The 21,547-nt window shown below is 35.4% G+C and carries 20 protein-coding genes; 14 read left to right on the top strand and 6 right to left on the bottom strand.

All coding sequences use genetic code 11. The features are described from left to right. Complete coding sequence (gene pnuC, locus AR685_RS04365; RefSeq protein WP_059123847.1) at positions 1-672, bottom strand: nicotinamide riboside transporter PnuC; 672 nt, start codon at positions 670-672, stop codon at positions 1-3. A 165-nt stretch (positions 673-837) separates the two neighbouring features. On the opposite strand from pnuC, the gene AR685_RS04360 reads away from it, so the two are divergent. The 3 genes from AR685_RS04360 (at position 838) to hemN (ending at position 5,073) form a co-directional block, all read left to right on the top strand. Further along, on the top strand, positions 838-2,481 hold the full coding sequence (locus tag AR685_RS04360) for an APC family permease (RefSeq protein ID WP_052187700.1): 1,644 nt from the start codon (positions 838-840) through the stop codon (positions 2,479-2,481). Between the two features lie 49 nt (positions 2,482-2,530). Further along, positions 2,531-3,544: a WD40/YVTN/BNR-like repeat-containing protein gene (locus AR685_RS04355; protein ID WP_059123846.1), complete on the top strand. Its 1,014-nt coding sequence runs from the start codon at positions 2,531-2,533 to the stop codon at positions 3,542-3,544. 170 nt (positions 3,545-3,714) lie between these two features. Continuing rightward, positions 3,715-5,073, top strand: coding sequence for an oxygen-independent coproporphyrinogen III oxidase (hemN, locus tag AR685_RS04350; protein ID WP_059123845.1), 1,359 nt, complete (start codon positions 3,715-3,717; stop codon positions 5,071-5,073). A gap of 50 nt (positions 5,074-5,123) precedes the next feature. On the opposite strand, the gene AR685_RS04345 is transcribed toward hemN, so the two are convergent. Continuing rightward, on the bottom strand, positions 5,124-6,491 hold the full coding sequence (locus AR685_RS04345) for a PQQ-dependent sugar dehydrogenase (RefSeq protein WP_059123844.1): 1,368 nt from the start codon (positions 6,489-6,491) through the stop codon (positions 5,124-5,126). Positions 6,492-6,705: 214 nt separating this feature from the next. Here AR685_RS04345 and AR685_RS04340 point away from each other — a divergent pair, with 214 nt between their 5' ends. From AR685_RS04340 to AR685_RS04315, 6 genes are all read left to right on the top strand, one after another. After that, positions 6,706-9,615, top strand: a complete 2,910-nt coding sequence (locus tag AR685_RS04340) for a protein translocase subunit SecDF (RefSeq protein ID WP_059123843.1) — start codon at positions 6,706-6,708, stop codon at positions 9,613-9,615. Between the two features lie 301 nt (positions 9,616-9,916). Then, positions 9,917-11,134 carry a TCR/Tet family MFS transporter gene (locus AR685_RS04335; protein WP_047442917.1) on the top strand — a complete coding sequence of 406 codons (1,218 nt, stop codon included), beginning with the start codon at positions 9,917-9,919 and terminating at the stop codon, positions 11,132-11,134. Positions 11,135-11,195: 61 nt separating this feature from the next. Beyond that, the gene (locus AR685_RS04330) at positions 11,196-11,528 is read left to right on the top strand and encodes a twin-arginine translocase TatA/TatE family subunit (RefSeq protein ID WP_047442918.1); all 333 of its coding nucleotides are present in this window, start codon (positions 11,196-11,198) and stop codon (positions 11,526-11,528) included. 2 nt (positions 11,529-11,530) lie between these two features. Continuing rightward, positions 11,531-12,091, top strand: coding sequence for a phosphatase PAP2 family protein (locus tag AR685_RS04325; protein WP_059123842.1), 561 nt, complete (start codon positions 11,531-11,533; stop codon positions 12,089-12,091). Position 12,092: 1 nt separating this feature from the next. After that, positions 12,093-12,908 carry a tetratricopeptide repeat protein gene (locus AR685_RS04320; protein WP_059123841.1) on the top strand — a complete coding sequence of 272 codons (816 nt, stop codon included), beginning with the start codon at positions 12,093-12,095 and terminating at the stop codon, positions 12,906-12,908. Positions 12,909-12,947: 39 nt separating this feature from the next. After that, positions 12,948-13,403: a tRNA (cytidine(34)-2'-O)-methyltransferase gene (locus tag AR685_RS04315; RefSeq protein ID WP_047442921.1), complete on the top strand. Its 456-nt coding sequence runs from the start codon at positions 12,948-12,950 to the stop codon at positions 13,401-13,403. An 11-nt stretch (positions 13,404-13,414) separates the two neighbouring features. Here AR685_RS04315 and AR685_RS04310 read toward each other — a convergent pair whose 3' ends face one another. Then, on the bottom strand, positions 13,415-13,888 hold the full coding sequence (locus AR685_RS04310) for a 23S rRNA (pseudouridine(1915)-N(3))-methyltransferase RlmH (RefSeq protein ID WP_047442922.1): 474 nt from the start codon (positions 13,886-13,888) through the stop codon (positions 13,415-13,417). A 97-nt stretch (positions 13,889-13,985) separates the two neighbouring features. Between AR685_RS04310 and AR685_RS04305 the strand changes: the two genes are divergently transcribed. The 4 genes from AR685_RS04305 to AR685_RS18320 are packed head-to-tail and all read left to right on the top strand — an operon-like array spanning position 13,986 to position 16,418. Further along, entirely contained in the window at positions 13,986-15,020 is a 1,035-nt protein-coding gene (locus AR685_RS04305; protein ID WP_059123840.1) for a DUF4421 family protein, read from the top strand. Positions 15,021-15,023: 3 nt separating this feature from the next. Further along, the gene (locus AR685_RS04300; RefSeq protein WP_059123839.1) at positions 15,024-16,043 is read left to right on the top strand and encodes a YihY/virulence factor BrkB family protein; all 1,020 of its coding nucleotides are present in this window, start codon (positions 15,024-15,026) and stop codon (positions 16,041-16,043) included. Next, positions 16,040-16,249, top strand: a complete 210-nt coding sequence (locus AR685_RS04295; protein WP_059123838.1) for a hypothetical protein — start codon at positions 16,040-16,042, stop codon at positions 16,247-16,249. Before AR685_RS04300 ends, AR685_RS04295 begins: the two co-directional genes overlap by 4 nt. 43 nt (positions 16,250-16,292) lie before the next feature. Beyond that, positions 16,293-16,418, top strand: coding sequence for a hypothetical protein (locus AR685_RS18320; protein ID WP_262483872.1), 126 nt, complete (start codon positions 16,293-16,295; stop codon positions 16,416-16,418). Here AR685_RS18320 and nhaA read toward each other — a convergent pair. From nhaA to AR685_RS04280, 3 genes are all read right to left on the bottom strand, one after another. Then, a complete protein-coding gene (nhaA, locus tag AR685_RS04290) occupies positions 16,415-17,593 on the bottom strand; it encodes a Na+/H+ antiporter NhaA (protein WP_059123837.1) in 1,179 nt (392 codons plus the stop codon). The two genes, AR685_RS18320 and nhaA, sit on opposite strands and share 4 nt — an antisense overlap. Before the next feature lie 2 nt (positions 17,594-17,595). Further along, positions 17,596-19,800 carry a RelA/SpoT family protein gene (locus tag AR685_RS04285; protein WP_059123836.1) on the bottom strand — a complete coding sequence of 735 codons (2,205 nt, stop codon included), beginning with the start codon at positions 19,798-19,800 and terminating at the stop codon, positions 17,596-17,598. Between the two features lie 124 nt (positions 19,801-19,924). After that, positions 19,925-20,290 (bottom strand): hypothetical protein, encoded by a 366-nt coding sequence (locus AR685_RS04280; protein WP_047442928.1) that lies wholly within the window; start codon positions 20,288-20,290, stop codon positions 19,925-19,927. Between the two features lie 692 nt (positions 20,291-20,982). On the opposite strand from AR685_RS04280, the gene AR685_RS04275 reads away from it, so the two are divergent. Further along, positions 20,983-21,333, top strand: a complete 351-nt coding sequence (locus AR685_RS04275) for a GLPGLI family protein (RefSeq protein WP_082671885.1) — start codon at positions 20,983-20,985, stop codon at positions 21,331-21,333. Positions 21,334-21,547 lie beyond the last annotated feature (214 nt).

Genomic DNA, 21,547 nt, shown 5'->3' with positions numbered 1-21,547 from the left:
CTAATATGGGTTGTTTTGTTTAAAATTTTTCCTCCACTGAATGTAGCCAATGGTAGCCATAACAGTAAAAACCAAATACTGTACCGAAGTAATTCCGTATCCTTTATAAATATACATTGGGATAGAAATAAGGTCTCCCAAAATCCAGAAAATCCAATTATCGATACGTCTTTTTGCCATCAGCCACATTCCGACTAAAAATACGGATGTTGTAAAAATATCCATCCAATTTGCCCAATCCAGATGATGAAAACCATACTGCAGATTTTCTGAAACAAAATTGTTATCAAGCAAAGGTTTGTAATAATAAATCACCATCACCAAGAAAACACTCAGCAAAAAAAGCACTGCCGAAATAATCCATTCTTTCTTTGTAGCCCAAGAAACTTCAACGTGAATGTTGTCTTCGGAATTCTGATGCCAGAGAACCCAGCCGTACAGACTCATTACTGTATAATAAACGTTGATCATACAGTCCCCCAAAAGACCTGCAATAAAAAGGAGGTAAACATAAATAACTGTAGAAATAATCCCGGTAGGATAGACCCATATATTTTTTTTAATGGAAAAGTAGACGCTTAAAATTCCGAACAAAGTTCCGGTACCTTCCAGCAAAATTTGCAATTCTGTATAGGTTTCATACGGTTTTACAAAGAGATCATATACATTCATGAGATCAAAAATAAACAAAAAAACATCTAGTTTAAAATGTCTAAAACAAGTGTAAATCAGTTTTTTATATTTTTTAATGTAAATTAAATCATGAAATTTTATTAATAAATGTTAATATCGTTAAATTTTTTATATTTTCGTAAATCTTTAATAAATAAAAAAAATATGTCGAAAATTTGGGCTAAAAAGCCAATGAGTGCTTACGAAGCCGATATACAGAAAAGCGAACTAAAACGTGTTTTAGGAAAATGGAGCCTTACTGCTATCGGAATTGGAGCTATTATCGGAGGAGGAATTTTTGTACTTACAGGTACTGGTGCCTATTACAACGCAGGTCCTGCATTAGCACTGTCTTTTGTGGTAGCGGGTATTGCCTGTGTGTTTGCAGCTCTGTGTTATGCTGAGTTTGCATCAATACTTCCCGTAGAGGGTTCTGCTTATGCTTATGCATACGGAACGGTAGGTGAAATTTTTGCATGGATTATCGGTTGGGGTTTGATATTAGAATATGCCATGGGATCGATGACGGTTGCCGTTTCGTGGTCGGGTTATTTTGGTAAACTTCTCAAAATGTTTGGTCTGCATTTACCCTATTGGATGACCACAGATCCCGGAACTGCTCATAAAGCGTTCGGAGAAGCTACAAAACAGATCGCAGACGGAAAACTTCCTGCTGATAAATTATTAGGTTTTCAGGAAACTATTAATAATTTCAATGCTGCTCCTGAATTATTAGATTTTAAACTTTTTCTGAATCTTCCTGCTTTACTGATCGTTTTATTTGTAATCTGGATTTTATTGAGAGGTACAAAAGGTGCTGCTAAAGCCAACAACTTTATTGTAATTTTAAAAGTTTCTGCGATTATATTTGTAATTATTGCAGGTTTATTTTTCATCGATACTGCTAACTGGACACCTTTTATCCCTGAAGCAACAACCATTACAGAAAACGGAATCTCTCATAAGGCATATGGCTATGGCGGAATTATTGCCGGTGCTTCTGCGATCTTCTTTGCTTATGTAGGTTTTGATGCGGTTTCTACACAGGCTGGTGAAGCAATTAATCCTAAAAAAGATGTTCCATTTGCTATCATTACTTCGTTAGTAATTTGTACAATTTTATATATTTTGGTATCATTGGTTCTTACGGGGATGATGCATTATACAGATTTTAATCCTTTAGGTAAATATCCTGATGCGATTAAAGCTCCTGTAGCTTATGCGTTTGATATTGCAGGTCAGGCTTGGGCTGGTTACATCATTACGATTGCAGCAACCGTAGGTTTGATTTCTGTATTGATGGTAATGATTATGGGTCAATCCAGAATTTTCTTAGGAATGTCTAAGGATGGATTGATTCCTGCTACATTTTCAAAAGTAAATCCGACATCAGGAGTTCCTAGGAAGAACTTAATGATTTTGGGGACAGTTATTGCGATAGTGGCATCACTGACACCAATTAACGAGTTGGCACACATGACAAGTTTCGGAACTTTATTTGCCTTTACAATGGTTTGTGTTGCTGTATGGGTTCTAAGAGTGAAAGAACCGAATTTGGTAAGAAGCTTCAGAGTTCCTGCATTGCCGGTAATTGCTTGTTTAGGAATTGCAATCAATGTATACCTGATTTTCAACCTTAGTAAAGAAGCACAGATGTACTCTTTCGGTTGGTTAATTATCGGATTTATTATTTATTTCCTTTACAGTAAGAGAAATTCAAAACTGCAGAATGGCGGTTATGGAGAAACCTTTAAGGCAGAACAAAAACCTTTAGAAGATGTCAACATCAATATTGACAATAAAGAATAAATTTAAATTCCGCTTTATGCGGAATTTTTTTTGACTAAATTTGAGTGTTATGAAAAAATTATTCCCCACATTATTTCTATTCTTTGGAACTTTTATCTTTGCTCAAAATGTAAGTTTTGAAACGTTATTGAATGACAAAATCAGCATCAGAGCATTAGAGATCTGGGACGGAAAAGTCTGGTACAGCGGCACTGATTCAAAATTCGGATATGTAGATTTAAAAAATCCTAAAAATCAAAAACAAATCAGATTGTCTGAAAAGAAATTACAGTTCAGAACTCTGGCGCAGGATAAAAAATCGTTTTATGCTATTAGTATTGAAAGTCCTGCTTACTTTTTTAAAATTGATAAGAAAAATCTCACGCATAAAATTGTATTTACCGATACTGTGAAAACTGCCTTTTATGATGCTTTATATTTTGATAAGAATAAATTTTATGCTTTCTCAGATCCTTCAACAGATTTAAAGCTAAAACTGTTGCAATTCAGTTTAAATAAAGAAAAATTCGAAATTAAAAACTATTCGCATTTAAAATTGAATGCTGGTGAGGCAGCGTTCGCAGCAAGTAATACCAATATTGCCGTAGGACAAAATTATCTTTGGACTGGCACCGGAGGGAATTCTTCAAGAATTTTGAGATTAAATCTTAAAAATGATAAATTAGAAGCCTACGATACACCTTTCGTTCAGGGGATTTCATCACAGGGTATTTATTCCATAGACTTCTTAGATGATCAATTCGGGATCGCAGTCGGTGGTGATTATACCAAACAAGACGCTAATATCAACAATATTGCGACAACTCATGACGGTGGAGTAACTTGGCAGATTCAGGCTTCGGGACAAAATGCGGGTTACATGACTTGTGTTAAAATAAAACCAGGATCAAAAGGCAAAGAAATCATCACGGTTGGTGATCAGCACATCAGTTATTCCTCAGATTTCGGGAAAACATGGAAGAAAATTTCCGATGAGAAAGGGTTTTTTGTTTGTGAATGGGTTGATAAAAATACAGTGGTGTTTGCAGGAAAAGACAGAATTGTTAAAATGAAAATGGATTAGTATTGTGAGAATGAAGGATATATTGATCTCGGAAAACACTTTGACGACAAAGTATTTAGATTGATTATAAAATAAGACCTAATATAATTCATAGCCAAAAAGTCATCTGTAATGGTTAATTTTGCAATGTGAAAATCCTTGAAGGATTTAATCTTATTTAAAATTTCAGAATGAACTCTTTAATCGATAAATATAATATTCCAGGACCTCGTTACACGTCTTATCCCACCGTTCCTTATTGGGACGAAAGCACTTTTTCACCAGAAAAATGGAAAGAAACGGTCATCAGGTCATTTAATGAAACCAATGCTAAAGAAGGAATTTCTATTTATATTCACCTTCCATTCTGCGAGGCTTTATGTACGTTCTGTGCATGTCACAAACGTATTACCAAGCAGCACAGTGTTGAAATTCCATATCTTGAAAGTGTTTTAAAAGAGTGGAAATTATATCTTGAACTCTTCAGTGAAAAACCAAAATTAAAGGAACTTCACTTAGGTGGTGGAACTCCCACTTTTTTTTCTCCACAGAATTTAAAAACTTTATTGGAAGGTATTTTTTCAACCGTTGAAATTGCTGAACATCCTGAGTTTTCTTTTGAAGGACATCCGAACAACACGACGCGCGAACATCTGCAGACTTTGTATGATTTAGGATTCCGAAGAGCAAGTTTTGGCGTTCAGGATTACGATTTGAAAGTACAGAAAGCAATCAACAGAATTCAACCTTTCGAGAAGGTAAAAGAGGTTACCGAAATAGCAAGGGAAATCGGTTATACAGGAATCAGTCATGATTTGGTTTTCGGACTTCCACACCAAACCTGGGAAGCAATGGAACATACCATTCGCAAAACGATGGAACTGAAACCAGACCGTTTGGCGTTTTATTCGTATGCTCACGTGCCGTGGGTAAAAGGAGTTGGCCAGCGTGGTTTCGATGAAAATGATCTTCCAAGTGGTGAAGAAAAACGCCGTCTCTACGAAGAAGGAAAACAGTTGCTGGAGGAACTGGGGTATATTGAAGTGGGAATGGATCATTTTTCTTTAGAACATGATGATTTGTACCAGTCTTTGATTCAGAAGAAGCTTCATCGGAATTTCATGGGATATACATCAAGCAAAACCCAATTGATGGTTGGTTTGGGAATGTCTGCGATTTCAGATTCATGGTATGCATTTGCACAGAATGTAAAAACTGTGGAAGAATATCAGAAAATTGTGGAAGAAGGGGTAATTCCTGTTGTGAAAGGTCATATTCTAAGCAATGAAGATCTTACTGTAAGAAGGCATATTTTAAATCTTATGTGTCAGCTTGAGACGACTTTCGATATTCAAAACTCTTTCCCTGAGCTTGAAAATGCCTTTGGAATGTTGAAAGAAATGGAAAGTGATGAACTGGTTGAAATTCATGGTAGTCAAATAAAAATTACTGAAAAGGGTAGAGCATTCACACGAAATGTTGCGATGGTATTTGATCTTAGAATGATGAGAAACAAACCGGAAACCAGAATATTCTCAATGACAATATAAAAAAAAGCGATTCAATTTTGAATCGCTTTTTTTTCTGCATAAGTCATGAGCTATTTTATTATTAATTTTTGACTGTACTCTTTTAAATCTCCGGATTTTATATTGAGATAATAAACTCCCGGAGTAATTCCTGTAATGTCAAAACTTTTTTCGCTATCGAGTTTAATGTTTTCCAGAACTTTTTTTCCTTCCTCGCTGATTAATCCGATCCTTACATTGTCAGACTTTATTCCCTCTACAAATACTCTTTCGTGCGCCGGATTCGGATGAATTCTTACCGTCAATATATTCTCTTCCTGAATGCCTAAAGTCGCTGTTGTGATCTTGTAAATCTTTCCGTTATTGACGGCAGCAACATATAGTTCTTTCAAATAATCTTCTCCAAATGTTGAGAAATTGTTTCCCGCAAATGGGGTAGTCCATGTAATAGTATTGTTCGTGTCTAAAGTTCCGATCTGCTGTGAACAGTAATCTGCAAAAAAATATTTGCCCTGCAGACCAGGTGAAGCTGTACCTCTGTAAACGTATCCGCCGGTTATAGAGCATTTTCCTCCCGAATGATCATACACAGCAACTGGAAATGTCATCGTTGTAGAAGCGGCGCACCCTGCATTATTGTAGGTATTGTTTCCCTCATAACATCGCCATCCATAATTAAGTCCTGCAGTTGAGATCGGCATTTTATTGATTTCTTCGATTGCTCCCTGACCTACATCTGCAATTACTGCATTTCCTGTCGTAAGATCAAATGAAAACTTCCAAGCGTTTCTCAGCCCATAAGACCACACTTCATCTGCGCCGTCTACTCCTGCTCCGATAAATGGATTTCCGGATGGAATATTGTAAGCTCCGGTAGAGTTAATATCAATTCTCAGCATTTTACCCAATAGAGCATTTTTATTTTGTCCATTATTATTTGGGTCGCCGCCGCTTCCTCCGTCACCGGTAACAATCCACAAATTACCATCCGGCGCGAAATGAATGCTTCCGCCGTTATGATTATCAAAAGGTTTTGGGATGTTTAAAATAATTTTTTCAGTGCCAATATCTGCGATATTGGGATTGGTGGCATTTCTTGTGTACCGTGCAACGACTATATTTCCTGCAGTGTTATTGTAATACACAAAAAAGTAACCGTTGGTTGCATATTGTGGATGAAAAGCGAGCCCTAGAAGTCCACGCTCTCCACCATAGGTTATTTTAGAGCTAAGATTAATAAAATCAGCTGCGTTAACAGTTCCGGTTGGCAGAACTATTTTAATAATTCCGTTTTGCTGAACTACAAACAAGCGGCTGTCGTTGGCATGTGCAATCTCAACAGGGCTTGTGAATCCCGTTGCAAATTCCTGCAGTGCAAAACTTTGAGCATTGAAATACATGGCAGATAAGAGGGCTGCTGAAAGTAATAATTTTTTCATAATATTTTGATATTTAGTGTATTATGTTAAATGAAAATTTCATACCAAAAGGGTGTTGAAAATTTAACTAAAAAATATAAGATGAATTGATCAATCTTTAATTGAAGGCTAATGCCGATATATCTGAAAATAAACCATTTCTGTCCTTAAAAATTCATAAAATATCAAGAAAATCATTATATTTGCCGACTTAATTTAACGTAGTTATAACAAAATGCAAGGAAAAGGACTTATTACAATTGTTGCTATTGTACTAGGGTTAATTTGCTTAAATGAGCTATTACCAACATGGTACGCCAGCAAGATTGAAAAGCAGGCAACTGCTATTGCAGGAGACAATCCGGAAAAGTATCAAAAAGAAATCGCGAGACTTTCTAAGGATACACTGAATCTAGGTTTTACAGAGCTTTATTACACCAAAGCAAAAGACAAAGAAATGAAGCTTGGTCTGGATCTTAAAGGTGGAATCAACGTTCTTTTGGAGATCAATCAGAGAGATCTTGTGAATGATTTAACCAATTATTCTACAAACCCTATTCTGATCGAAGCTTTGAACAAGACTGACGAAGTTCAGAAAAATTCAACAAAATCTTATATCGACAATTTCTTTGTTGAGTTTGATGCTGTAAACAAAGCAAAAGGTGCAAACCTGAAACTTGCAGATCCTGAAATTTTCGGTAACACGAATCTTTCTGAGATTAAATTTAACACGACAGATGAGCAGGTTGAAAGTATCATCAAAAGGAGAATTGACCTTTCGGTAGGTACTGCTTTTGAAGTAATCAGAACCAGAATCGATAAAATGGGTGCTGTGCAGCCAAATGTTCAGAGAGTTCCGGGTACAGCAAGAATTTCTGTTGAAATGCCGGGAATGAAAGACATTGACAAGGTGAAAAAAATGCTTCAGACTTCTGCGAAACTTCAGTTTTGGGAAGTACAGCAAGTTCCTGAGGTGGCTTCGTATTTCCAGACTCTTACCACTGCCGTTTCAACCAAAGGAGATTCTATCGGAATTGCAAAAAACATCAATTTCCTAAGTCTTCTTCAGTTAGATAAATTGCAATCAAATGGCGTTGCCAATGTAAAATTATCTGATACTGCGAAGGTTAACAAAATTATAAACAGCAAGATTGCTAAATCATTACGTCCTGCAAATATTAAATATACCCAATTCATGTGGGGATACAAGCCAGAATCTACGGATACTAACAGCTTGGTTTTATACGCAATCAAAGGAAATATCAATCAAAAGGCTCCGGTAGATGGTGCAGTAGAAACTGCAAGTATCGGATATGATGATTTGAGCAGAGTGGTTGTTGATATGCAAATGGATTCTAAAGGTGCTAAAGAATGGAAAACTCTAACAGAGAGAAATGTTGGAAGACCAGTTGCTGTAACTTTAGATAACAGAGTATATACAGCACCAAATGTTGTAGGTGCTATTCCAAACGGTAGAACTCAAATCTCAGGTAACTTCTCTCAGGAAGAAGCTAAAGAATTGGTTGACGTTTTAGGAGCTGGTAAATTACCTGCAGGTGCAAAAGTAGTTCAGGCTACACAAGTAGGGCCTTCATTAGGTCAGGAATCTATCGACGCGGGAGTTATTTCATTCTCGATAGCATTCTTAATTATTATTGCATACATCATTTTCTATTACGGTGGGGCAGGAGTTTACGCTGTAATCGCAATGATTATCAACTTATTCTATATTTTCGGGATTATGGATTCCGGAGACTTTACACTTACGCTTCCGGGGATTGCAGGTATTGTACTTTCAATGGCGATGGCGGTGGATACCAACGTAATTATTTACGAAAGGACAAAAGAAGAATTGTTTGCAGGAAAAGGTATTCTTGAAGCGTACAAAGATGGTTTCAAACACGCTTTAAATGCAATTATCGATGGTCACTTGACGATGATTTTAACGGCAGTGGTGTTGTTCTTCTTCGGAACAGGTCCTATTAAAGGATTTGCATTAACGCTATTGATTGGTGCAGTAATGACGTTGTTTACTTCAATCTTACTTTCAAGAGTAATGATTTTCCATAGATTGAATAAAGGTAAAGGTCTTTCAGTTTGGACGCCTCCTACAAAAAATCTATTTAGAAATACTTGGATCGATTTTATCGGAAAAAGAAAATATTCTTACATCTTCTCTACGATTCTTACCATCATCTGTGTAGGATCAATGTTTATCAACGGATTCAAATACGGAATCGACTTTACAGGTGGTAGAAACTATGTCGTAAGATTTGATAAAGACGTAAATGCTGAGGATATTGAGCATAGCCTAATCAAAGTTTTCAGTACTGCAGACGGTAAAAACTCTTCTGTTGAAGCTAAAACTTTCGGTAACGACAGACAATTGAAGATTTCAACAGATTATCTTATTGATGACGAATCTTTAAAAGCTGACCAGACTATCGAGCAGAAATTATTTGACGGTCTAAAACAAAACTTACCTTCAGGTATCACTCTTGAGGATTTCAAATCTGCAGATAAAGATCATGCAGGTATTGTATCTTCTGAAAAAGTAGGACCTACAGTAGCTGATGATATTCAGTTGCATGGTACTTTGGCGGTAGTTGCTGCATTGGCAGGTATCTTCATCTATATTTTGGTAAGATTTAGAAAATGGCAGTTCTCTTTAGGTGCGGTTGCAGCGTTATTGCATGATGCAATCATTATCTTGGGAGCCTTCTCATTATTCCACACGGTGATGCCATTCAACATGGAGATCAATCAGGATTTTATTGCGGCAATTCTTACGGTATTGGGTTATTCAATTAACGATACAGTAATTATCTTCGATAGAATTAGAGAATATTTGAGAGAGAAGAAAGCATTAACATTATCTGGTTTATTTGATGATTCAATCTCAAGTACATTGGGTAGAACGTTTAACACTTCATTCACTACCATCCTTGTAATCTTGGCCATTTTCATCTTTGGTGGGGATAACCTTAGAGGATTTATGTTTGCGATGTTAATAGGTATTGCCTTCGGTACGTACTCATCCATCTTCATTGCGTCGGCGATTGCTTACGACTTCCTGAAAACAGGAAAAGAAGAAGAAGTACACGGTAAAACTTCTACAACCAAAGAAGTTCTTGCTTCAAAATAAATTTAAACTACATTAAATATAAAAGAGCCTTTCACACGAAAGGCTCTTTTTTGTAATAGGAAAAAAGAGAGTGGTTTTCATTTTCAATGAGTTTTTTGTTTTTCTTGGAAAAATCTGCACAGATATGCTTGATCTAAAGGAATAAATTTCTTACACTGCTTTCACAGTACACTATCTTAAATGATATTCGGAGTTTACTAATCGACAATGGATTAAATTTAAAAACTAAAGCTTACTGGGAATATTAACATTTACAACCAAGATATACCTTTTACCAATATTTCCTTACTTTTGCACCATTATGGAAAAGTCGAAAAAGAAAGCAGCCATGAGCTTTATTTTCATCACACTGCTAATCGATATTACAGGGTGGGGAATAATCATTCCGGTAGTTCCGGCGCTGATCAAAGAATTGATTCATGCTGACATCAGTGAAGCTGCCAAATATGGTGGCTGGCTAGGGTTTGCGTATGCATTTACCCAATTTATTTTTTCGCCTATTGTTGGAAACCTGAGTGATAAGTTCGGAAGAAGACCCATTATTCTGATTTCTCTTTTTGGCTTTGCTGTTGATTATATTCTTTTGGCATTGTCGCCCACCATTATCTGGCTTTTTGCGGGTAGAATTATTGCCGGAATTACCGGAGCAAGTGTGACTACGGCAAGTGCTTATATTGCTGATATTTCTACAGATGAAGACCGAGCTAAAAACTTTGGTTTGATTGGTGCTGCTTTTGGATTAGGATTTATTATTGGCCCTGTGATTGGTGGTGTTTTAGGCCATTACGGTGCGCGGGTTCCATTTTATGCGGCGGCAGTTTTATGTTTATTAAATTTCTTGTACGGATATTTTATTCTTCCTGAAAGTCTAGATAAAGACAAAAGAAGAGAATTCAGTTGGAAGCGTGCAAATCCGGTTGGTTCATTTAAGTTTTTAGGCAAGCATCCTGAAATTTCAGGTTTGATTGTCGCATTAATTTTAATCTACATTGCGGGTCATGCCGTTCAAAGCAACTGGAGTTTCTTCACCATGTATGAATTTGACTGGACAGAAAGAATGGTTGGGATTTCTTTAGGGGTCGTAGGGCTTTTAGTAGGCTTAGTTCAAGGGATTTTGATTCGATGGACGACTCCAAAATTTGGCGAGCAGAAAAGTATTTATTATGGCTTGGCTTTATACGCATTAGGAATGCTATTATTCTCTTTCGCATCAGAAGGCTGGATGATGTTTGTCTTTCTCATTCCCTATTGTTTGGGTGGAATTTGTGGACCCGCATTGCAGTCGGTGATTACCAAAAGTGTTCCTTCAAACGAACAGGGAGAGCTTCAGGGAGCGCTAACAAGTTTAATGAGTGCAACTTCAATTATAGGTCCGCCGATGATGACGCAGTTATTTTTCTACTTTACCCATAAAGATGCTCCTTTTAAATTTTCAGGAGCGCCCTTCTTCTTAGCATTTATTTTGATGACGGTAAGTGTAATGGTGACCTATTATGCTTTTCAGAAAAAGAAATCTTAAAATTTGTTTAAAATTAGACCACAAAACATCATTTATCTATAATCTTTTGTAATTTAGCATCATGGAATTAAGCATTGGAGAAATGGCATTAATCGCCATTGCGATTGTAGTTTTATTCGGTCCGGATAAGCTGCCTCAAATTGCCCGTGATCTAGGATCCGGAGTAAGAAAAATGCGTGGCGCAGTAGAAGATATCAAGACTGAAATCATGAAAGAAACGGATAATCCTGTTTCTGAAATCAAGCGTGAGATTGAAAAAGTAAAAGATGCTGCCAAAGATTTTGATCCTACAAAAAATATTCAGAAAGATATTATTGGTGAGCCTATGGCTAACGAAACTCCAAAATTAAAACCTTCAGATGACGATATGTATGAAGGCCCCGTAAGCAGATAATCATGGAGGAGATTATTCTTGAAGACAAAAAGGTATTTCTGTACCTTAATAATTTGGGAGATGCGCCATTTGACCAGTTTTGGCTGATGGTTTCCGGAACGTGGATCTGGGTTCCGCTTTACATTATTTTCTGTTATTTTCTTTATAAAAATTTTAAGCTTAAATCTTTACTGTACATCCTTCTTTTCGTTGCAATCGGGGTAACGGTTTCAGATCAGCTGGCCGGTGTTTTCAAATACGGAGTGGCCAGGTTAAGACCTTGCCATGACCCAAGTGTGCAGTCTTATATGAGAATTGTAAAATGTGGCGGACAGTTTGGTTTTTATTCTGCTCATGCGTCGAACACTTTCTTTTTAGCCAGTTATCTAAGTTTTCTGCTAAAAGATAAGCTCAGATGGTTTCCTTATATTATAGTTACCTGGGCGGTAGTAGTATCGTACAGCCGCATTTATTTAGGAGTGCATTTCCCGATAGATATTTTGGTGGGGGCGTTTGTTGGAATTTTATTGGGAGTTATATTTTCTATGCTCGCAAAAAAAGTCATCAACAAACAAACTATATAAAATGAAAAAACATCTATTACTACTAACTCTCGCATATTCTTCGCTGCAGGTTTTGTCAGCTCAAGACAAAAAAATCGCCGAAGAATGTATGAAAAAAGCCGATTTTAAATGCGCGGAGGAGCAGTACGCAAAACTGGCAGAAAAAGAACAGATTCAGAAATTTCAGTCTGATTATTACAATAATTTAGGAACAGCTCAACGTCGTCTTGGGAAAATTCCCGCAGCGTTTAGATCTTACGAATCTGCATTAAAATCAAATCCGATGTCAGCTTCTGTTTATTCAAATCTGGGTTCGTTACACAATCAAAAAGGGAGTAAAACAAAAGCACTTGATTATCTGAACAGTGGTTTAAAGATTGATGATCAGAATGCCGAGATGTATCTAACTCGAGCTAAAGTGTATGAGAATTTAGGTAAAAAAGAATTAGCCGAAAAGGACTTCAATCAGATTCTAAGTTTTGCTCCTGATAATATTTTTGCACGAACCGGTTTAGCCAATCTGAAAAAGAGAAACGGTGACCTCGAAGGTTCATTAAAAGATTATAATCAGCTGCTTTCAGAAAAACCTGAATCTCTGCTTTATAATGGTAGAGCGGATGTTTATCTAAAGCTTAAAAAGTATAAAGAAGCACTTACTGATGTAAATAAAGCAATTTCTATCGACCCAAAGTTTGCTCAGTCTTATGTTACCAAAGCATCGATTTTATTTGATACCGCAAAAGATAAAGAAGCTTGTGCCGCCCTAGAAAAAGCGGTTGCCACAGGATATGAAAAAGGAGCTTTGATAGATCAGTATGCTAAATGTGCAAAAAAATAGATATATAATTTTTCTTTTTAAATAAATTTAAATTCATACATGTTAAACATTGTTCTTGTCGAACCCGAAATTCCCAACAACACAGGTAATATCGGAAGGCTTTGCGTAGGAACCGAAAGTAGACTGCATCTCATTCATCCTTTAGGATTTTTAATTGATGATAAAAACCTCAAGCGTTCAGGTTTAGATTACTGGGTGCATCTTGATGTAACAGAATATGCAAATGTAGACGAATGGATGAAAGTCATACCAGATACTTCCAGAGTTTTCATGATGAGTTCTCATGCTGAGAAATCTTATCTGGAAATTGATTTTCAGGATGGTGACTGGCTGGTTTTCGGAAAGGAGAGTGTAGGTTTAAGCAAAGATGTCTTAAGCTTATTTGATAATCACTTAACCATTCCAATGTCTAAACTGATCAGGAGTTTTAACATCGCAAATTCGGTTGCATTCGTAGTGGGTGAGGCGAAAAGACAGATCAATCTAAAAGTTTAGTTTACATTTTATTAATCATTATGATAGGGTTTTCCCTGTAAAATCTGATCAGCACGATAAACCTGTTCAACGATAAATAACCGGATCATCTGGTGTGTAAATGTCATTTTAGAAAGTGACATTTTTTCGTTGGCTCTGTTGTAAATTTCATCTGAAAAACCATAAGCGCCTCCAATCAAAATATGAATTTTTTTAACAGAAGAATTCATCCAGTTGTCTATTTTCTGGGCAAATTCTCGGCTTGTAAACTGCTTCCCTTTTTCATCTAAAATAGCAACCCAATCGCTTTTGTCGATATGGTTTTGAAATAATTTTGCTTCTTCTTTTTTTAGCAAGTCAGGCGAAAGATTTTTAGCATTTTTAATATCAGGGATTTCAATAATTTCGAAATTCCAGTGCTTGGGAAGTCGGGTGAGGTAATAGCTGATTAAAGAAGTAATTTCTTTATCGTCAGTTTTCCCAATACATAATAGATTGATGCGCATTTTTTAGCTTTAAAAAAGAAAGTTCAAAGATACTTATAATTAAAAAATTGACGAATTATTTTAAAATCTGTATTTTTACCACACCATCACAGCTAAGATGAAATCTTCTCTCTTTAAATTTATTTTTTTATGCTTATCAGGAATAACTTTCGGTCAGGAGGTTATCGATACTGATGAAAAAAAATATCTTGAGGAAGACCGGAAAAAAATATCGCTTGTAGGTGGTGTGAGCTATGTAAATAATTCTTTCGGACTGTTCTATGAAGGTCAGACTTTTCTTCTGAAGCCCAACGATTCTTTCTACACAGAGTTTTTTCTCCGTTACCGATGGCTTGACGCAAGTCTATCTTTTGCCCCAAAGTTTGTAAGAATCAATAATGACGATGATGTAAAAGGAAGAACCAAATACTTCAATCTTGGGTTTGCTTTTTTCCTCGGTCCGAAAGTGCGACAGTCTGTCAACTTTAACCAGGTGAAAGGTCTGTATTTGGAAGATACCAAGCGATTTTTGGAAACTGTTTTGGGTAATGAATTTACCGCAGATTTAAGCAATGATCTCATGCAGTTTCCGGATGCAAAATTTCAATCATTCACAGGTGAAACAAGTTATCTCTGGCTTGGAAAAAAAGATAATTACAGAACATATACCAATATGACGCACAGACCTTTGAAAGATGATTTTGTATTGCTGACAGGTTTGGTTTATCAGTACAATGTAATGAAAGATACTGATCGTGTAAAGTATCAAGGCATGGAAATATCGGATCTTTCTGAAGATAATTCTGTAACAAAAGATGTCAGAGTAACGCTGAAAACCGGCGGTGGAATTCAACGTTTAATAGGTAAAAACTGGTATGCAATTGTGGAACTACATCCGCAGATTCACTACGGATATCTGATTGATGAGAATTATAACGAATTTAATTTTGGGGTAAATTCTTACTCCAGAATTGGTTTTGATAATGGAAAATGGTTTTTTGGTGGCGGCGCTCAACTCAACTGGATTAACAGTACGAACGAGAATTTTTACTCAACAACGAACTGGTTATTTCGTTTCGGATTGGGTTTTAGAATAAATTCCCCTAAATTTGTCAATCAACAGTTTGACAAGATTGATCAAATTTTAAAATAAGAAATGGCAATAAAAGTTCCGGGTTTTCTTTTGAAAGTTCAAGATTTTCTAGATGATATCCATATTCCGCTTTTGGGAATATCGCTCTGGCAGTTGTTTCAAATCTATTTTGCGGGGGTTTTCAAAGATAAGATAGGGAAGAAGGCTGCAGCAATTTCATGGAGTTTTACGTTAAGCCTTTTTCCTTTTATTCTGTTTTTGCTTTCTGTTTTGCCACACATGCCTTTGTATGACAAACTGCAGTTTTATATTTTTGAGGTATTGATGCACAATATCTTTCCCTCGAATATTGAAGGCGATGTAAGAAGCTATATTGAAAGCAGTATTATTCCTAATATGAAGGGAATCAGTAATTTAACGATCCTTATTGCTCTTGTATTTGCCACCAACGGAACGTTTTCTATTATCAACGGTTTTAATGAAAATTCTAAAGAGAAACTTCCTGACGTAAAAGAATTTATTTTATCTTTTTTTATTACAATTGGCTTTGTTACCATAGTATTTTTAGCACTTTTCGGAGTTTACTATTCTGAGGTGGTTCTTAAGCTTTTTACACCAAAGTACAATATTTCGTGGCTGGTTAACAACCTTTCCAAAATCATTGGTTTCGTCTCATTTCCTCTGTTCTTTTTCTTGTTGCTGACTATGTTTTACTGGTTGGGAACCGTTAAAATTATCAGGTTCAGGCAGGCAATTCCGGGAGCGATTCTTACGACGGTTTTATTTATTTTAACGACTTATCTCTTTACCCTTTACGTAAAAAATGTAGCAAGATACAACGTATTGTACGGGTCGATCGGAAGTATGATTTTACTGATGATTTGGGTAAATGTGAATGTTTATCTTCTGCTTTTCGGTAATGAGCTTAATATGGCCTTAAGGAAACTAAGGGTTGAAAAACTTTTGGCAGATGAGCTCAAAAAAGAAGCTTTAGATTATCACTCAAAGACTGAAGAGCCTAATCTGGAAAGTGATGAAGAACATACTCGCAGTTTAATAATTGACAAAAACGGAAAAAAATGATAAAAAAATATGCATTGAAGATTTTTCTTTTCTGCATCTTATTAAGCATGCAGTCTTGTCAGCATATTCTTGATCAGGCAGAAGAACAGCGGGCACAGGAAAACTTTACTTCAGAATTTATGGGCTACTATTCTGGAAATTATACCGGTGGGATGAGCGGCTCCCTGACGGTTAATGTGAAAAGATGCAAGTGTAGAAGTAATTAGAGGAACAACAGGGAATCCAGATTCCTATTATACACATTTGATTATGTCATCTTTCAACACAACGACAAAGTCACCAGAAGGTTTTATCCTATATGGTAATATGCAAACTAAAAAAGGAACATGGGAAATGGGTAATCTTAAAGGAACCTGGAGTTTGACCAAAAACTAAGCTTCCTTCATTTCTACAGTCTTAACAGTACGTAAGTTTAAAATAACATATCCGGTTACTGCGGCAATAAATGAAGCGATCAGAATGGCAAATTTGGCTTCATCCTGAATCTGAATTTCATCTTTAAAGGAAAGTAGTGCAATGAAAATTGACATGGTAAAACCAATTCCTGCTAAAAGCCCAACTCCCAACATCTGTATCCATGAAGCGTTTTGAGGAAGCGAGCTGATCTTGAATTTTATTGCAAGTAATGAGAATAAATTAATCCCTATAACTTTTCCTAAAACCAAACCGCAAATAATTCCCAATCCTAAACCACTGAATAAACCATCTACCATCCCGTTTGTAAAAGTAATATTGGTGTTAGTCAAAGCGAAAATTGGCATTATGAAAAAGCTTACCGGAAGATGAAGCTGATGTTCGAGCTTTTCTAAAGGTGAAATTTCTGTGCGTGAAATGTTCGTTGGAATCGAAAAAGCCAAAACAACACCAGCTATTGTCGCATGAATACCTGAATGATGTAGAAAGTACCAAAGAAAAATTCCTGGAATCAGATATACAATAATTGTTTTAACTTTAAAATAATTCAGTAAAAAAAGTAAAACTGAGGCTCCCAAAGAAAGGAAAATATACATCCAGTGAATCTGTTCTGTATAAAAAATCGCAATTACCAAAATTGCTCCCAAATCATCTACAATTGCCAGAGCAGCCAAAAATATTTTAATTGAATTAGGAACTTTATTTCCAAGCATAGAAATAATTGCTAATGAAAAAGCGATATCTGTTGCCATGGGAATTCCCCAACCGTTTCTGTATTCTGTTCCGGAGTTGAAAAGGGTATAAATAATAGCAGGAACAAGCATTCCACCAACAGCAGCAAATATTGGAAGAGAAGCATTTTTAAAAGACGAAAGTTCGCCTTCTACAACCTCTCTTTTTATTTCAAGACCTACTAAAAGAAAAAAAATTGCCATCAAACCATCATTAATCCAAATGCTTACAGGATATTTAAGATGGAAAAGATTGATTCCAATTTCTTTGTCTAAAAAACGCTGGAAATTTTCAGCCAATGAAGAATTTGCAATTCCCAATGCAATTGCGACACAAAAAATCAATAAAATTCCTGATGACTGACTGCTTTTAACAAATTTCTTAAAGTAAATGCTTAGTTTCATGCTTAAATTCTTGCCACCTTAGAAACACCGTCGATATCTTTTAGCTTTTTAAATGTTTCATCAAGTTGGCTTCTGTTTTTTACTTCAAGGTTTATATTACCTGTAAAAACACCATCATTAGATTCTATCGACATACTTTTCATATCCATACCCATTGCACCACTGATAACAGTTGTAATATCATTGATCATTCCCATTCTGTCAAGACCTTCAATCGTAATTTTGATACGGTTTTTAAAGCTTTCTTCATTTACCCATTTTGCAGGAATGACACGGTAATCATATTGAGCCCTAAGATTAATGGCATTCGGACAGTTGTCGCTGTGAACTTTTATTCCTTCTGAAATCGTGATAAATCCAAAAATTTTGTCTCCCGGAATCACGGTACAGCATTTTGCATAACTGTAATTCAGTTTTTCCTCATCTTTCCCGAAAACAATCATATCTAAATTGATCTCTTTAGGCTCGATATAATGCTGGTTTTTAGTAGGCGATTTTCTGAATCTGGAAAGTAGGTTGTTAAAGACGTTTTTACTTTCGATATATCTTCTTAAACTGCTTGCATCCAGTTCATTGGTCTGGAATTTTAAAAATAATTCCTGGGATGTTTTAAGATTAAAAAATTTCTGAAGCTTATTGATTTCTTCATCATTAAAATTAATTTTAGCATGTCTCAGTTTTCTCTGTAAGATTTCTTTTCCTTCTTCTACCAGAGAGTTTTTCTCAGAATTAAGATAGCCTTTGATTTTTGATTTTGCTTTGGAAGTCACCACAAAATCTAACCAGTCAAACTTCGGTTTTTGATTTTGAGACGAAAGAATATCCACCTGATCCCCGTTTTGCAAAACGTAAGAAATAGGAACCAATTTACCATTGATTTTTGCACCTAAGCATTTCATTCCTAAATCTGAATGTACCGAAAATGCAAAATCCAGAGCAGTTGCGTTGGTCGGCAATATTTTTATTTCTCCTTTTGGCGTAAAGACGAAAACTTCTTTAGAATATAAATTGAGTTTAATATTATCTAAAAGTTCAGAAGTTGATAGATTCTGTTGCTGCTCCAGAACCTCCCTTATTTCAGTTACCCAGTTTTCGAAATTTCTGTCGTCGTTGGTCTGTTTGTATCCTTCTTTGTATTTGTAGTGGGCTGCAACCCCTTTTTCAGCGATATCATCCATTCTCTCTGAACGGATCTGTACTTCAATCCATTTTTTATCAGGACCGAGAACTGTTAAATGTAAACTTTCATATCCGGTAGAACGCGGCTGGGTAATCCAATCACGCATTCTCGAAGGATTACTGTGATAAACATCCGTTACAATGGAGTATATTTTCCAAGCTAGAAATTTTTCGTTTTTAGCATCAGATTTATAAATAATTCTTATGGCGTAGTTGTCGAATACTTCTTCGAAGGAAACGCCCTGCTTCAACATTTTCCGGTAAATAGACGAGATTGCTTTTGCACGGCCTTTAATGGTGACATTAAGACCTTCTTCTTTCAATCTTTCAGAGACTTCTTTTTTAAATTCCTCAATATATCGCTCTCTGCTTTCTTTCGCAAGTTCGAGTTTTTGAGTAATTTCTGTATAAATGTCTGGGTTGTTGTATTTTAAAGAAAGATCTTCTAGTTCAGATTTTATATTATATAAACCTAAACGGTGAGCCATTGGAGCATAAATATATACTGTTTCAGAAGCAATTTTCTTCTGCTTGTCGGGCGCCATGCTCTGTAATGTTCTCATGTTATGGAGACGGTCTGCAATTTTGATCAAAATCACACGGAAATCTTCAGAAAGAGTTAACAGGAGTTTTCTGTAGTTTTCAGACTGTACAGAAATATTCTGATGATTCATGATTGAGATCTTGGTCAGCCCATTGACAATACCAGCGATTCTTTCTCCAAAAATTTTCTTAAGATCTTCATAACTGTAATCTGAATCTTCAATCACATCGTGCAGTAGGGCGCATGCGATAGACGTTGCTCCCAAACCAATTTCTGTGGCAACAATTTTGGCTACAGCAATAGGATGGTAAATGTAAGGTTCGCCAGTCTTTCTTCGCTGGTCTTTGTGGGCATCTAATGCGATATCAAAAGCCTTTCGGATGAGTTTATTGTTCTCTTCATCCAAAGTTCTGTATGTGTTAGAAATCAGGTCTTTATACCTTGCTAAGATTTCTTTATTTTCTTGCTCTAAATCGTAACTCATTCGTGTAAAAGGCTTTGTTTAAACGAAAATACGAAAAATTAAGGGATTGGTCAATTCCTGAAACTAAAAAATCCGTAGAAAAAAAATTCTACGGATTCTGGTTATGAGTTTTTAGTTTTAATTTTTAGAATTTCACTTCAGAGTCCATTCCATTATGCTGTGCTTTTTTTCTCACGTCAGGGCTGGTGTGGATTTCTGCCTTACTTCGGGCGTCAATATACTTCTTTACATTATTGTAAGAAGCGTCACCAATGCTCATGTTTTCAAATAAATATGTTTTCAGAACAGAATTCTGATGAAATATATCATGCGCTTTTTGTGTTTGTTCTTTATCTTTTACTTCAACACTCGCCATATACTGAGAATGGTGATGATCTTCGGTGAGATAAACTATGTAATCGGAGTTTTCAAATCCAGAAGTTTCCAGTTCATTTTCCAATCGTTTATAATCACTGTGGCGTTCAAATAGTCCTGCTAAAATGTGTGACATAGTAATCTTGTTTTTGGTACTTAAAGATAGAACTATTTTTTAAATAATTGATAAAAATTTAATAAAAATTTAAATATTTTATTTTATCTATAATTATTTGTGAAAATTTAAGATATTGTCTATTTTTCCAATGAATGTAATAGTGTCTAATTTATTTTTAAGAAAAAAGTAGTATAACGTTTTAGTTAATAATAATTAAATGTTTTTTATTTCTTTACATAGGGATATTTGTATGTCAGAAGCTTTGTGATTCCATAATTACATATCTATTAGCCCTGTTAAATAACAGAATATTTACCATTATGAAAAAAATATTATTTGTAGCTGCTCTAGGATCGGCCGGTTTAGTAAGTGCAAAAGATAATAGTTCTGAACTTCATAAAGATACAAATGCGTGTTCGTTCATTCTGACTGCGGAGAAGCTGGTTTAGTGTGTGGAGAAGCGAACTCTTATGGGGGGCTGCATCATTAGGTAACTGTTGATATGAGACAAAATTTGAATGAGATATTTTATGGATATGATGATTAAAAGAGTAATATTATTAATTAGTATAATTATCTCGATTTCATCATTTGGACAGGAGTGTATCTCCTGCTCAGAATTTTATTATAATCTAACATTTCAATCAGATTCACTAGAGGTTCATTCAAGAAATAATCATCCTTTTGTTCTCTAAAAAAAAAATGATAGTATAGTCTTTACGAGTTTGATTAACATTAAAGCTGATTCTTTAGAAGTGAAAGTTTGGGAAAATTATTCAAGAACAAAAAGCTCAAGTATTGATTTTGGTGGAATTCCTAAATCAAAATTTAAGTATTATATAATAAGAGAATTGTCAAAACCAAACGAACCTACAAGAGTAATTGATAAAATTGGAACGGGTAATTATGAATACTCTGATAATACAGATTTACAATGGAATATATCCAATGAGACTAAAAAAATAGCTGAATTTTCTTGTCAAAAAGCAATAGTCAACGCATTTGGCAGAGATTTTACTGCTTGGTTTACTCGTGAAATACCTATAAACGATGGATCATAAAAATTCCGAGGATTACCAGGGCTTATTATTGAAGTTTCTGACGATAGGAAGTATTTTGTGTTTTCTTTTGTAAAACATTTAAAAACCAATAATAATGTATCTTTAAAAATCCCATCGTTTAGAACAAGAAAATTAGTTTCTACATCCAGAGAGAAATTTTTCAAAGCTAAAAAAAATTACAGAGAAGGAATTATCAGTCGTATAAAAAATGGTT

This window comes from Chryseobacterium sp. JAH (assembly GCF_001507335.1).
Classification (GTDB): Bacteria; Bacteroidota; Bacteroidia; order Flavobacteriales; family Weeksellaceae; genus Chryseobacterium.
Note: the sequence above shows the minus strand (reverse complement) of the source record. Positions and strands in the feature narration are given on the sequence as shown.